Annotated in this window: 9 protein-coding genes and 2 pseudogenes; 5 read left to right on the top strand and 6 right to left on the bottom strand. The window is 61.7% G+C overall.

The features are described from left to right. The first annotated feature begins 202 nt into the window (after positions 1 to 202). Both PMI32_RS03965 and feaR read left to right on the top strand, forming a co-directional pair. On the top strand, positions 203 to 1,150 hold the full coding sequence (locus tag PMI32_RS03965; protein ID WP_008033888.1) for a PDR/VanB family oxidoreductase: 948 nt from the start codon (positions 203 to 205) through the stop codon (positions 1,148 to 1,150). A gap of 151 nt (positions 1,151 to 1,301) precedes the next feature. Next, the gene (feaR, locus tag PMI32_RS03970) at positions 1,302 to 2,222 is read left to right on the top strand and encodes a transcriptional regulator FeaR (protein WP_008033887.1); all 921 of its coding nucleotides are present in this window, start codon (positions 1,302 to 1,304) and stop codon (positions 2,220 to 2,222) included. A gap of 328 nt (positions 2,223 to 2,550) precedes the next feature. Here the strand turns inward: feaR and PMI32_RS03975 are convergent, their stop codons facing one another. Beyond that, a complete protein-coding gene (locus PMI32_RS03975) occupies positions 2,551 to 3,180 on the bottom strand; it encodes a response regulator transcription factor (RefSeq protein WP_008033885.1) in 630 nt (209 codons plus the stop codon). A 261-nt stretch (positions 3,181 to 3,441) separates the two neighbouring features. On the opposite strand from PMI32_RS03975, the gene hpaC reads away from it, so the two are divergent. Continuing rightward, entirely contained in the window at positions 3,442 to 3,954 is a 513-nt protein-coding gene (gene hpaC, locus PMI32_RS03980; RefSeq protein ID WP_008033884.1) for a 4-hydroxyphenylacetate 3-monooxygenase, reductase component, read from the top strand. A 124-nt stretch (positions 3,955 to 4,078) separates the two neighbouring features. On the opposite strand, the pseudogene PMI32_RS31165 reads toward hpaC, so the two are convergent. The 3 genes and pseudogenes from PMI32_RS31165 to PMI32_RS03990 form a co-directional block, all read right to left on the bottom strand. Continuing rightward, positions 4,079 to 4,675 (bottom strand): annotated as a pseudogene (locus PMI32_RS31165) (methyl-accepting chemotaxis protein); the annotation flags it as partial. A 261-nt stretch (positions 4,676 to 4,936) separates the two neighbouring features. Continuing rightward, a pseudogene (locus PMI32_RS31160) lies at positions 4,937 to 5,986 on the bottom strand (methyl-accepting chemotaxis protein); the annotation flags it as partial. Between the two features lie 373 nt (positions 5,987 to 6,359). Beyond that, a complete protein-coding gene (locus tag PMI32_RS03990; protein WP_008033879.1) occupies positions 6,360 to 7,682 on the bottom strand; it encodes an alginate export family protein in 1,323 nt (440 codons plus the stop codon). Positions 7,683 to 7,958: 276 nt separating this feature from the next. Between PMI32_RS03990 and PMI32_RS03995 the strand changes: the two genes are divergently transcribed. Both PMI32_RS03995 and PMI32_RS04000 read left to right on the top strand, forming a co-directional pair. Then, the gene (locus PMI32_RS03995) at positions 7,959 to 8,348 is read left to right on the top strand and encodes a c-type cytochrome (RefSeq protein WP_008033873.1); all 390 of its coding nucleotides are present in this window, start codon (positions 7,959 to 7,961) and stop codon (positions 8,346 to 8,348) included. A 47-nt stretch (positions 8,349 to 8,395) separates the two neighbouring features. Continuing rightward, complete coding sequence (locus PMI32_RS04000) at positions 8,396 to 9,886, top strand: aldehyde dehydrogenase family protein (protein WP_008033871.1); 1,491 nt, start codon at positions 8,396 to 8,398, stop codon at positions 9,884 to 9,886. Position 9,887: 1 nt separating this feature from the next. Here the strand turns inward: PMI32_RS04000 and PMI32_RS04005 are convergent, their stop codons facing one another. Both PMI32_RS04005 and PMI32_RS04010 read right to left on the bottom strand, forming a co-directional pair. Further along, positions 9,888 to 12,275 (bottom strand): DUF3772 domain-containing protein, encoded by a 2,388-nt coding sequence (locus PMI32_RS04005; protein WP_008033869.1) that lies wholly within the window; start codon positions 12,273 to 12,275, stop codon positions 9,888 to 9,890. A 114-nt stretch (positions 12,276 to 12,389) separates the two neighbouring features. Beyond that, the gene (locus tag PMI32_RS04010) at positions 12,390 to 13,574 is read right to left on the bottom strand and encodes an acetyl-CoA C-acyltransferase family protein (protein WP_008033866.1); all 1,185 of its coding nucleotides are present in this window, start codon (positions 13,572 to 13,574) and stop codon (positions 12,390 to 12,392) included. Positions 13,575 to 13,806: the final 232 nt, after the last annotated feature.

Genomic DNA, 13,806 nt, shown 5'->3' with positions numbered 1-13,806 from the left:
ACACACAACCCTTGTAGGAGCCGGCTTGCCGGCGATGACGCCCTCATCGGCGATACAAATCTGTAGGAGCCGGCTTGCTGGCGATGCAAGTCTCAAGGCCGCCATCGCCAGCAAGCCGGCTCCTACAAGGTGTTTCTCCAAGTAAACCGCGAGCGCCCACCGGCGCCGTGATAACAAAATCAACCGTATTTCAGGTGATGCAATGATGAAGGTGAAGATCGAAAGGATCGTCGACGAAGCGCTGGATATCCGTTCCTTTCGCCTCGTGCGCAGTGACGGCCAGCCGCTCGACGCCTATGAACCGGGTGCCCACGTCGACCTGACCGGGCCAACCGGGGTGACCCGTCAATATTCGCTGTGCAGCCCGCCGCAGGATCGCCGCGCGTATCTGGTGGCGGTAAAAAAAGAAGCGCAGTCCCGTGGCGGTTCAGCGGCGCTGCACGAGGTGGAAGAGGGCATGGAGCTGGAAATGGGCGCGCCACGCAACCTGTTCCGCCTCGACCCGACGGCCAGCGAACATGTGCTGTGCGCCGCCGGTATCGGCGTCACGCCGCTGCTGAGCATGGCTTATCGGCTGAGCGAAAACGGCCAGCCGTGGCGCCTGCATTATTTCGCCCGTTCGCCGCAATACGCAGCGTTCGCCGAGCTGTTGGCGAGCACGTTCGCCGGGCATGTGCAGTTCCACTACGGCATCGAGCCGGGTGACATGGATGCCACGTTGAGTGAATGCCTGAACCACGCCGGCAGTGCCGCACACGTGTACACCTGCGGCCCGGCGCCGTTCATGAGCAAAGTGGTGGAAGTGGCGGCGCGCAGCCGTTGCGACGATGCGATCCACCTTGAACACTTCCAGGCCGATCCCACAGCGAATGCCGGTCCGAGTGGCGGTTTTGAAGTAGAGCTGGCCAGTTCCGGCGTGGTGCTTCAGGTGCCGGCCAACGCGAGTCTGGTCGATGTGTTGCAGGCCCACGGTTGTGACATCGACACCGAATGCCGCGAAGGCATCTGCGGCACCTGCATCGTCGAGGTGCTGGACGGTGTGCCGGAGCACCGCGACAACTGTTTGTCGAACAAGGAAAAGGCGTCCAACAAACAGATTTGCGCTTGCATTTCCCGCGCCGTTTCCGCTCGTCTGGTATTGGACATCTAACGCAAGGGAAGGCTGGCAAGCCAGTGTCGGAGCCTGTTGAATAGGGCCTGGCGGCCGTCGAAGGAGGAGACAGCCAAGGTAAGTAACATTTGCCGAACCGCTCGACGAAGCGGTCGAAAAATAACAATAAAATGCGTGAGGCTTTGCAGTGATGATGACTTCTTCGGCGGTTCGCAACGAGGCGTTCGAAAGCTGGCTGAGCCAGGTCAACCAGGCCTGCGGGCGTTTCGATGCCCGGGCCCTGGATACGGATTTCTACGGTGAGCTGGCGGAATATCGCAGCGGCGCGATCAACCTCAGTGTCGTCGACATGGCGCACGTGCACCTGTATCGCACCAGCAAGGACGTCAGCGTCAGCAGCGACGGCCACTATTACGCAGTGTTCCAGATGCGTGGCAGTTCCCGGCTGGAGCAGGGCGACAACCGCGCTCAACTGGGCACGGGCGACATCGCCCTGATCGACGCCTGCCGCCCGAGTGACATGACCTACAACGAGGATTCCCGACAGTTGTCGCTGATCCTGCCGCGTCAGGTGGTCGAGCGTGGTTCGCATTTCAATGCAGTCAACTGCGCCACACGCATCGCGGCCAGTACACCACTGGCGTCGATGGCCAACCGCTTGGTGCTGGATACCCGGCAGCAGGAAGGCCTGGACATGCAGGAAAGCGAAGCGGTACTGGATGCGTTGGTCAGCCTGTTGTTGCCCGGGATCAGTGCCCGCGACAGCGGCGCGGATGCCCACGAGCGGCAGTTTCGCAAGATCATCGCCTACATCGACGAACACATCAGCGCCGAAGACCTGTGCCCCGAGCTGATTGCCCGTGAGGTAGGGATTTCGGTGCGCGGGTTGTACCGGATGTTCTCCAAGCGCGGCCTGGTGGTGGCGCAATACATCAAGCACCGACGCCTGGATTTCTGCGCGGAAAACCTGCGCCGCTCACCTGACGAGCAGAAGCTCTCGGCGCTGTGTTACGCCTGGGGTTTTTCCGATTCCAGCTACTTCTCCTCGGCGTTCAAATCCCGCTTCGGCGTCTCGCCGGGCGCTTATCGCAAGCGCTACAGCCACAACTGACCTCTCCTGTAGGAGCCGGCTTGCTGGCGATGGCGGAGTGTCAGGCGCCATTGATGTTGAATGTGCCGGCCTCATCGCGAGCAGGCTCACTCCTACAGGGGATCATCGTCGTACACATACTTTCTGTTCGCTGGATTTCCAATGTAGGAGCCAGCTTGCTGGCGATGGCGGAGTGTCAGGCGCCATTGATGTTGAATGTGCCGACCCCATCGCCGGCAAGCCGGCTCCTACAGTAGGTCACCGCCGTTCACATATCCTGCGATCGCAGGAGATCCCCTGTAGGAGCCAGCTTGCCGGCGATGGCGGCCTCATGACCGCCGTAGGTCCCTCAATGCCGAGACGGCTCATCCACCGGCAAATGCAGCACTTCGCGTACCAGCATGGCAATGCTGGTCACGCCCATCTTTTCCTTGATCTTGGTCCGGTGCACATCAACGGTTTTCACGCTGATGTTCAGCTCCCGGGCGATGACCTTGCTGGCCTTGCCATCGATCACCAGCATCAACACCTCCCGTTCACGGCTCGTCAGCAGGGCGAGTTTGCCTTGCAGGTGCTGGCGTTGCTGTTGATCGGCCTGGGCATGCACGGCGGTCTTCAGCGCCGCTTGTATGCGGTCGATCATCTGCTGCGGGTTGTAGGGTTTCTCGACGAAATCCAGTGCGCCGTTCTTCATCGCGGTCACCGACATCGGAATGTCGCCATGGGCGGACACGAAGATCGTCGGCAGGGTGCTGCCACGCTGGTTGAGGATTTCCTGCAGCTGAAAGCCGCTGGTTTCCGGCATGCGCACGTCCAGCACCAGGCACGCCGGTTGCTTGGGGTCGTACTGGCTCAGGAACTCTTCAGCGCCGGCAAAGCATTGCGCCTGGACGCTGACCGACTCCAGCAACCAGGCCAGCGAAGTGCGCAGGTCTTTGTCGTCATCAACGATATAAACAATCGGTTTGCGGGTTTCCATCAGGGGTTGCCACGAGATTTTCTAATTATTGTTTTCGCACGCGTGCACGCTGCGGCGGACGTCGACACCTATGTTGGCGCCTTTTAGCAGAATACCCACTGCGACGGGCCCTGACGATAAAGAAACCACCTAGTCGACTAGCGGAAAGCCTACCTCGGCATGGGGATCGTCAGAATGGCTGCGCGCCACGCCGGGCTTTAGTCTTGTTCCATCACCCACGGGCCGCGAACGCGCGGTCATCCTGAAGGAAGGGGCACCGACATGGCCAACCTGAGCCAGCAGCAAATCGACTTTCGCAACGCCATGGCGCAACTGCCGGCGGCGGTGAACATCATCACCACCAACGGCCCCGGCGGACGCTGCGGCATCACCGCCAGCGCCGTGTGCTCGGTGACGGATTCGCCACCGACCGTGCTGGTGTGCGTCAACCGCAACAGCGCCACCCACGATGTGTTCCGCACCAACGGCCGGCTGTGCGTCAACGTGCTGTGCGGCGAACAGGAAGAACTGGCCCGACACTTCGCCGGCATGACCCAGGTGCCGATGGCCGAGCGATTTGCCTGGGACTTGTGGGACGGCGGCGACACGGGCGTGCCGGTGCTGCGTGATGCACTGGTGCAGCTGGAAGGACGGATCAGTGAGTGCAAGGAAGTCGGGTCGCATTCGGTGATGTTTGTGGAATTGTCGAAGGTGGGTGTGCGCGGGGAGGGCGATAGCCTGGTGTATTTCAACCGGTTGTTTCATCGGATTGAGCATGCTGTGGCGGCTTGCTGAAACACCGCGTTATCGTTCATCGCGGGCAAGCCTCGCTCCTACAGATGACCGGGGTGCCCGGACGGACGCGGTCACTGTAGGAGCAAGCTTGCTCGCGATAGCGGTAGATCAGGCACCGCTGCCTTCAGATGCGAAAACTCCCGACCAACTGATTCAGCCGCCCAGCCTCGCGCTCCAGCTCGGTACATGCCTGCAACGTCGATTGCAGGTTCTCCACTCCTTGCTGGTTCAGCGTGTTGATCTCGGTGATGTCCACGTTCAACGCCTCGACCACCGACGTTTGCTCTTCAGTGGCTGCGGCCACCGATTGGTTGACGTTGTCGATCTCGCCAATGCGTTGCGTCACGCTGCCCAGCCGCGTGCCGGCGAGGTTGGCGATGCTGACGCTTTCCTCGCTGTGTTGCTGGCTCTCGGTCATGGTCGTCACCGACTCACGGGCACCGACTTGCAGTGCTTCAATCATCTGCTGAATCTCTGCCGCCGAGGTCTGTGTGCGCCCGGCCAGGCTGCGCACTTCGTCGGCGACCACGGTAAAGCCACGTCCCGCTTCACCCGCCCGTGCCGCTTCGATGGCGGCGTTGAGGGCGAGGAGGTTGGTCTGTTGAGAGATGCCTTTGATCACTTCGAGGATTTGCCCGATGTTCACGGTTTTGCTGTTCAGCGCTTCGATGTTGACGCACGACGCACTGATTTTGCCGGACAGTTCATTCATCACCTCAATCGTGCGCTCGACCACCTGACGCCCGTCTTCGGCCTGTTGGCGCGCAGCGGAGGCTTGCTGCGAGGCGTCGGAGGCGTTGTTCGCAATTTCCTGGGCGGCGGCGCCCAGTTCGTTGATCGCGGCGGCGACGCTGTTGGTGCGGGTCGATTGTTCATCGAAATTGCTCAGCGATGCGTTGGACGCCAGCAGCACACGCTTGGCGCCTTCGTTGACGCCGAGCGCCGCCGAAGACACCTCGCGGATGGAGTGGTGGATACGCTCGACAAAGCGGTTGAACGCCGTCGCCAGTTGGCCGATTTCATCCCGTGATTGCACGGCCAGGCGTCGGGTCAGATCACCTTCGCCCAGGGAAATATCCTCCATGACCCGCGTCAGCAGTTGCAGCGGCCGGGTGATGCGATACGCCGCGTACCAGATCAACACCAGGCCAAGCAGCGCCGAGCCGCCGCCCAGCAACAGCTCAAGCGCGGTGCTTCGCACGGCTTGCGCATCGAGTTCCTGTTGCAGCGTGGTGACCGGGGCGAGCAGCACGTTCTGCGGCACGCCGACCAGCACACCCCACGGCGCCGCACCGACAATCGGTGCCAGCGGCTCAAGTACTTTGATCTGCTGTTGATCGACGAACACTTTCGGCTGGCCCTGACGCAAGGTGTCCATCACCTCGGCATTGTCCAGCGGTTGCCCGAGGCGACTGACGTCCTGGCTGTTGGCGGAAATCACCCCGCGCGGGCTGACGATGCTGATCTGCCCGTTGCCGTCGAACAGTTGGAGCGCGCTGGCTTCGCTGTTCTGTTGCAGGGCGGCGAGGTTGATGTCGAGGCCGACCACGGCGATGACCTTGTCATGGTCCAGCAGCGGGAACGCGATGCTGGTCACCAGTTTGCGGCTGCCGGAGGCCTCGTCGAAATACGGCTCCAGCACGCAGGCTTTGCGGGTGTCGCGGGCACAGGTGTAGAAGGCGTTGTAGGGCGCGCCGCTGGGACCGGGCGAGGTGTTGGCGAGCAGCGCTTCGTCGCCGATCACCGCTTGCAGTTCGCCGGGTTTGCTTTGCACCCAATACAGCGAAAAGCGCCCGGTTTCGTTGCTGCCCATGGTCGCCTGATCGACGAAACCGGCGTCGGCGCCGTCCAGGGCATCGGGTTCGAAAATGACATAAAGCCCGAGCAGGTCGGGCTTGTCGATCAGGGCCTGGTGCAGCTGGGTGCTCAGCTCCTGGCGCAGTTGTGGACGGGTAAGGTTGCCCTGATGTTGCAACTGCCTCAGGTAGAGCAGATAGCGCGACAACCCTTGGCCATATTCGTGCGTCTGCATGAAGGTGCGTTGCACCTGCATCGCTTGCACTTTGCCCAGCGCCTGCATGTGTTCCTTGGCGGCGTTGGCGAGCATTTCGCTGCTGGCCTCGGCCACTTGCTGGCTGCTCCGATGGGTTTGATACAGCGACAAACCCATCAGCAAACCCACCACCAACAGCAGGCAGAGGCCGGCGAGCAGGGCAATTTTGCTCTGAATCGTCAGGAATTTTTTGTGCATTGGAAAGGCCTTTTTCCTTGAGGCATGACACGGTCCCCTGTAGGAGCGAGCCCGCTCGCGAAAAATGTCTGGGCGACGCGTTCATTCAGGCAACACGCGTCATCGTTGACGTCCATCGCGAGCGGGCTCGCTCCTACAGGGATTGCGTGGGGGCTTAGAACGTGGTGGCGAAAATCACCTGGCTGTAGAGGTTCTTGTCGTTGCTGCCCAGCTGCGTGCCACCTTCGTCGGCGCTTTTGTCCGGCTGATAGAGGCCGATCAGCGGCATCACCGTCAGGTGTTCGTTGACGTGCCATTCGGCATACAGATCGACTTCGTGGCCATCGGTATTGCCGAGGTTGCGGTCGATGGTGTCGAAGTTGAAATACATCGCACCGACCGTCAGGTTCTCCAGCGGCGAGACGGTGAACTTGACTTGCTGGATACGCGAGTTGGTGTTGAACGGGCCGGCGTAGTTGCCGGCGACCTCACCCTGGAACCAGGTGCCGAAGCCACGGCTGAAACCATAGAACAGCGTGTCATAACCTTCCGAGAAACGGCTGTAGCGGTAGCTGGCATTTGGCGTCCAGGCCACGTCGGCGAAGGTCCAGCCGGCTTCCAGGTACCAGGCGACTTCGGTGCTGGTGTGGGGTTTGTCCTGCTTGGCGTATTCGCCGGAGAGGAACAGGTTTTTCACCCCGGCATTGCCGGCTGCGCGCAGGCTGTAGGTTTTCATGCCGTCGCGTTCAAGCTGCGAAGGGGAGGCGAACTCTTCGTCGACATCGGTGGTGTCGATGTAGGTCAAACCGACTGTGCCGGCTTCGGCGACATGCTCAAGCGTGCCGACGTACATTTCGGTTTTCGCTTGTGCGCGGTTATCGGATTTCAACCACATCAGGTCGCCACGCCAGCCTTCCTTGCCGCCCAGGCGCAGCACGGCAGTCTCGTCGAAGGCTTTGCGCGCCGCCAGCCAGTAGGCACCTCCGCGGTTGAACTCACCGTCGGCCAGACCTTTGCCCAGGTTGAGCGCGTCGCCATTAATCAGGAAACCATCACCGACCACGATGTTCTGGCGACCGAAGGACAGGTCGACGCCGTCCTCGCCGAGCACGTCGAACAGCTTGCCCGAACGCCAGCCGAGGTAGGCGTCTTCGAATTTGGTGGTGCGTTCCGAACCGTCGCTGAAGCCTGCGGCATCGCCGTCGCCCCAGGTGCCGGAGCTGAGCAGGTTCGCCGCGCCATACGCGGTGCCGACACCGGCCAGGCCCTTGTCGAAGCTCAGGCCATATTTGATGTAGCCCTCGCGCCACGACGAAGAACCCGGGTCGAGGCGACCGGACAGCGCGTAGTTTTCCTGGCTGTGGAAGATGCCGAAGACCGCTTCCAGCGTGGCGTTCAGGTGACTGTCGTCATCGGCGTAGAGTTCGTACGCGCCGGCATGGCCGGCGCTGATCATCAGGGCAAGTGTAGAGAGACGCAGCAAGGGGGACTTGAGCATGTGTGGCATCCGTTCTTGTTCTTGAGCGCAGGTTTGCGGTCTTTTTCGATAGTAAGGCGCGGAACTTTTCCGGCCTTTTGTGTGGTTGCCAAAGAGTTGGCTGTGCTTGCCAAAATGCCCGGTTTGGCAGCCTCGCCAATACGACTGGCACGCAGGGCAAAACCTGCGCATCACTGACCATCGACAATCCCTCTCAACCCTGTCGATGCACCGCTGCGTCGGCGCTCCCGTGTTGCCGCTCAATGGATGAGCGCGGATTTTCAAGGTCGTTTTCCTATGTTCACCTCGCTGCGATTGCCCCTCATCGGTCTGCTCTCACTCACCCTCGCGCACACCGCGCTGGCCGCTGACTGCGCGCCCGACCAGGGGCATGGGGCTCAGGTCTTCGCCAATGAATGCGCGGTCTGCCATTCGGTGACCAAGGGCATGACGGGAATGATGGGGCCGAACCTGGCGGGTGTGGTCGGGCGCAAATCCGGCTCGCTGGAAGGCTTCAACTATTCCCAGGCCATGCGCAGCAAAGACATCAACTGGCAGGCCGAGAACATCGCGCAACTCATCACCCAACCCCAGGCCTTCGTGCCGGGGACCTACATGCCCTACATGGGCCTGGCCTCCGCGGACGATCGCCAGGCGGTCGTGTGTTTCCTCAAAGAACAACAGTAATCAGCCCGTTATCCGGCTGAACAACACGTCTGAACCAAAGGTGATTTATGAGCAACGTTGAAATCCTGCCGCAGGTTGCTGCATTCCTTGACCGCCGCCACGGCTGCTTTATCGATGGCCAATGGGTGTTCGCCGAAGGGCCGCGCATTGCCGTGGTCAACCCGGCCACCGGACAAACCCTGTGCGAAACCCTCGACGCGCCGCTGGAGGTGGTCGAACAGGCGGTGCAGTCGTCGCATAAAGCCTTCAAGTCCGGCGTGTGGTCGGGCCTGCGCCCGGCGGACCGCGAACGCATCCTGCTGAACTTCACTGCGCTGGTAGAAGCGCATGCCGAAGAGCTGGCGCAGCTGGAAACCCTGAGTCAGGGCAAGTCGATCAACATGGCGCGCGCACTGGACCTGAACGCCACCGTGGAGTTCATGCGCTACATGTCCGGCTGGGCGACCAAAATCGAAGGGCAGACCTTTGACGTGTCGATTCCGCTGCCGCCGGGGGCGAAATTCACCGCGTTCACCAAGCGTGAGCCGGTGGGCGTGGTGGTCGGGATCGTGCCGTGGAATTTCCCGTTGCTGATCGCGGCGTGGAAGCTGATGCCGGCGCTGGCCACCGGTTGCACGGTGATCATCAAACCGGCGATGGAAACGCCGCTGACCGCCATGCGTCTGGCTGAACTGGCGCTGGAAGCGGGCATTCCGGCGGGCGTGTTCAACGTCGTCACCGGTGGCGGCGCCAATGTCGGCGGTGTGCTGACGGCGCATCCACTGGTGAGCAAAGTGTCCTTCACCGGTTCCACGGCGGTGGGCAAAAGCGTCGGTGTGGCGTGCATGGAAAACATGACGCGGTTCTCGCTGGAGCTGGGCGGCAAAAACCCGATGATCGTGTTGGCCGATGCCGACATCGAAAAAGCCGTCCAGGGCGCAATCCTTGGCGGTCTGCTGAACAACGGCCAGGTGTGTGCGGCAGCTTCGCGCTTCTACGTGCATCGCTCGATCCACGATCAATTCGTTGAAGCACTCGCCGCCGCCGTTTCGGCGATGCCCATCGGTGCAGGCATGAACGGCGAAGCGGCGATCAACCCGCTGGTCTCGCGCAAGCAGCAGCAAAGCGTGCTCAAGCACATCGAGCTGGCGCGTCGCGAAGGCGCACGAGTAGTGTCCGGGGGCGAGTTGGTGGAAGGCGAGGGCTTCTATGTGCAGCCGACCATTCTGGCTGATATCGACCACAGCATGGCGGTGGCCCGGGAAGAGGTGTTCGGCCCGGTACTGGGGGTGATGCCGTTTGACGATGAAGACGCCGTGATCGCCCTGGCCAACGACAACCGCTACGGCCTGGCCGCCAGCCTGTGGACCAATGACCTCGGCAAAGCGATGAACCTGGTGCCGCGCATCGAGGCCGGCACCGTTTGGGTCAATGCCCACGTGCTGCTCGACCCGGCCATGCCGTTTGGTGGCGTCAAGCAATCCGGCATGGGCCGCGAGTTCGGGCGTGCGGTGATCGAGGCCTACACCGAACTGAAATCAGTGTGCATCGCCCACTGACTCACACCGTGGGTGCCGGCTTCGCCAGCTCGATACCGGCGTCACTCAGGCGCTTGAGGATTTCAAACAGCAGGTCGCTCTTGGTCACGCCGACGATTCTCGGGCTGCCGACATAGCCAGTGACCGTCAGCGTGATGCCCTCGGGGGTCAGTTTGCTGAAGCGCACCATCGGCGCCGGTTTGTCGAGAATGGTCTCGTGCTCGCGGTAGGTGTTGTAGAGCAGGTCTTTCACCTGTTCGGGGTCGATGTCCAGGGGGAAGGTCAGTTCGAGTGACGCCACCCCTTGGGCGCTGCCGCCCAGGGTTACGTTGCGCAGGTTTTGCGAGATCAGCTGCGAATTGGGCACGATGACGATCGAGCGGTCACTGAGCTGGATTTCGGTGGCCCGCACGTTGATCCGGCGGATGTCGCCCTCGACCCCGCTGATGCTGATCAGGTCGCCGACTTTCACCGGGCGCTCGGTTAGCAGGATCAGGCCTGAGACGAAATTCTTGACGATCTCCTGCAAGCCAAAACCAATCCCAACCGACAACGCGCTGACGATCCAGGCCAGGTTGGTCCACTGCACGCCCAACGATGACAGCGTCAGCAGAATGACCAACGCATAGCCGATGTTGGCAAACAGCGTGGTCAGCGAAGCGCGCATGCCAGGGTCCATCTCGGTTTTCGGCAGGAGCTCCTTGTCCAGCCAGCGGCCCAGCGTGCGAATCAGGTAGATGCCGATCAGCAAGGCCAGTGCGGCATTGAGCAAGTGCCCGGGGATGATGTTCAGTTTGCGCAGCCCGGCGCCGCCGAGAATGGAAAAGACGTTGGTGAGCAGTTGCCCGAGCGTCGTGCCGACCCCGCCGACGAACAGCGTGACCAGCGCCAGCAGCAAGAGTCCGGCGCGCCCGACCCCCGACAGAACGATCGAGATCTGCTCCAGGCGCCGGTCTTCAATGCCGAGCAACTGTTTGAGCGCCTTGCCGCTGGGACTTTTGATTGAAAAAAAGTATTCGCAGGCATCTTTGAAGCACTGCATCAGCAAATAGAAACCGGAGAGGATGAGAAAGCCCCAGACCAGTTCATAGGTGACGAACCTGGCCAGGGACACGTAACCGGTCAGGAGGGATACCAGGCAGATCACCATCGCAAGACTGGCGAGGGTGTAAAGCACGCCCGCGAACGTCCTGCCGGCTTCATAGGCTTCGCCAGACGCCACGACGGCTCTGCGGACTTTGCCGGTGCGCCACAATAAATCCACCAGAACGCACGTAACAACCAGTGCGACGACCCCTCGACCTGCGATCACGATGCCGCTGCTCATGCCTGTTGCGTTGGTAATCTGAATCATTGTCACCAGAACCAGCAGCACGCCCGCCAGAACCCGCGGATAAGGCTTGAGTGACAGCGCCACCTGATCGGCAAGCGCCGGCAGCCGCCACGACGGGTGCTTCGTGGACAACAGGGCGCGGCTCAACGCGGTGATCAGCACGCAGGTGTAGGCGACTTTTTCGAACTCCTGGGAGAACGTCGTCAGTGTCGGCGTCAGCGGAGCCTGGCGTGTGAAGACATAAAACAGCAGTTGCAGGGACAGGCCGACCGTCAGCACCGTGGCCAATACGGAAGCCAGCGCCAGGGAACTGCGGCGCAGGCGTCCTTCTGGCATCCGGTGAATGCAAAGCCACGTCAGCCCTCGTTCCGCGAGACGGCGGCCCAGCGTCCAGATAAGCAGAGCCAGCAGCAACAGTACGCTGGTGTAGAGGCGTTGGCCCGGTTGCCAGGCCAGTTTGACGACCTCACTTGCCTGACCGAGGAACGATGCGAAGCGCTGTCGATCATCCATCGAAGGGCTCAGGATCGGTGACCAGAATTCGGGGTTCAGGACGCTTCGGGTGCTCAGGGTCAGTTCGCTTTCCAGCATGTTGCGACGGATGCCGGCAATCTGGGTGATGAGGTCGGTGGCACTCGTTTTCAGGGTGGCCAGGGTTTTCAGGGTGGCGTCGACTTTGTTTTTTTGCTCGGTGAGCGCGACCCTTTGCGCGGTGATATCGGGCTGCTCGGCCGCGGCGTCATCGCGCGGGACAGGCCCCAGTACACCGAGTTGCGCACGCAGTTGAGTCTGCAGGGGAAGCAGCGAGGTCGAGAGGCGATCGACATCCAGCATGAACATCTGGACCAGGTCCTGCGGGGCCTCCAGCTGGCTGTAGTTATCAACCAGCGAGATCTGTTGTTTGAGGGCGTCCAGCCGAAGTTGCAACGCCTGGAGGTCGCTTGGGGAAACGCTGGGGGGCGCGGCAACCGCCCTGGGCATTGAAATGTCCGCAGGGTCTGCCGCCAACAGCATTCCGGGTCCCGCCCCGAAAAGCGTGAAAGCGACGAAAATCATGGCTTTCAGTGCATGACGCATAGGAGTGCCTGACTCTGTTGTTAGTCATTCAGCCTATGAGGTTAGGTCATCAGTCAAACCTGCGAGCAATAGTTTGTTCGGCTGCCCCCGTTGAACGGGGGCAGGGTGGACATATCAGACGCGTTCGAACAGCACGGCGATGCCCTGGCCGCCGCCGATGCACATGGTCGCCAGTGCATAACGGCCCTGGACGCGGTGCAGTTCGTGAATGGCCTTGGTCGCGATGATCGCGCCGGTGGCGCCCACCGGATGGCCCAGCGAGATGCCCGAACCGTTGGGGTTGACCTTCTCCGGATCGAAGCCCAGTTCCTGCGCCACGGCACAGGCTTGCGCGGCGAAGGCCTCGTTCGACTCGATGACATCCAGGTCGGCGACGGTCAGGCCGGCACGTTTGAGCACCAGACGAGTGGCGGGAATCGGGCCGAGCCCCATCAGTTCCGGCTCGACACCGGCGTGGGCATAGCCGACCAGCCGGGCCATTGGTTTGAGGCCTTGTGCGCGCACCATCTCACCGGTGGCCATGATCAGCGCACCGGCGCCGTCATTCAGGCCCGAGGCGTTGCCGGCGGTGACGCTGCCGTCTTTTTTGAAGGCCGGTTTCATCTTGGCCAGTTGCTCGGCATTGACCTCGGCACGCACGTGTTCGTCGGTCGCAAAGGTCACGGTGCCTTTGCGCGATGCCACTTCGATTGGCACGATCTGACTGTTGAAGCGGCCTTCGGCGATTGCCCGGGCAGCGCGCTGCTGGCTGAGCATGGCCAGTTCATCCTGGGCCTGACGGGTGATGCCGTAGCGTTCGGCGATGTTTTCCGCGGTGATGCCCATGTGGAAACCGGCAAACGGGTCTTGCAGCACGCCGAGCATGTAGTCGATGGCCTGCATGTCGCCCATGCGTGCGCCCCAGCGCGCTTGCGGCAACAGATACGCGCCACGGCTCATGGATTCGACGCCACCGGCCAGCGCCGCGCCCGCATCACCGAGCATCAGGCTTTGCGCGGCGCTGACGATTGCCTGCAAACCGGAACCGCAGAGGCGGTTGACGTTGAAGGCGGGTGTCTCTTTCGGCAGGCCGGCATTCATCGCCACCGCCCGGGAGATGTAGGCGTCGCGGGCTTCGGTCGGGATCACATGGCCCATCACCGCATGACCGATGTGCTCAGGTGCCAGCCCCGAGCGTTCGATGGCGGCGCGGCAGACGTCGGTGGCCAGTTGAATCGGTGGCACATCCTTGAGCGAGCCGCCGAAGCTGCCGATGGCGGAACGGACGGCGCTGATAACGAAAATGTCGGATGGGTTCATGTGGGTTTCCCTGGTTCGGTCTTGTGCGCGTTTGGCGCTGTTATTGGGGGCAAGAGTCTAGGGGCGGTGGTTTGGTTGGGATAGGTCGAAAGTGCTCAAGGGGGGTGGTGTTTTTTGCCATTTGCGGTGGGTGGGGGCATATCCGTTTCTTCGGTCACGGCGGCTATTGGTTTCGCCCTTACGGCGAGTCACTTTGGAAAAGCCCCAAAGTAACCAAAGGGCTCTTGCCCCT

The organism is Pseudomonas sp. GM60 (genome assembly GCF_000282415.1).
In the GTDB taxonomy this organism is placed as follows: domain Bacteria; phylum Pseudomonadota; class Gammaproteobacteria; order Pseudomonadales; family Pseudomonadaceae; genus Aquipseudomonas; species Aquipseudomonas migulae.
The sequence above is the reverse complement of the archived record's forward strand: the minus strand, read 5'-3'. Positions and strand labels throughout refer to the sequence as shown.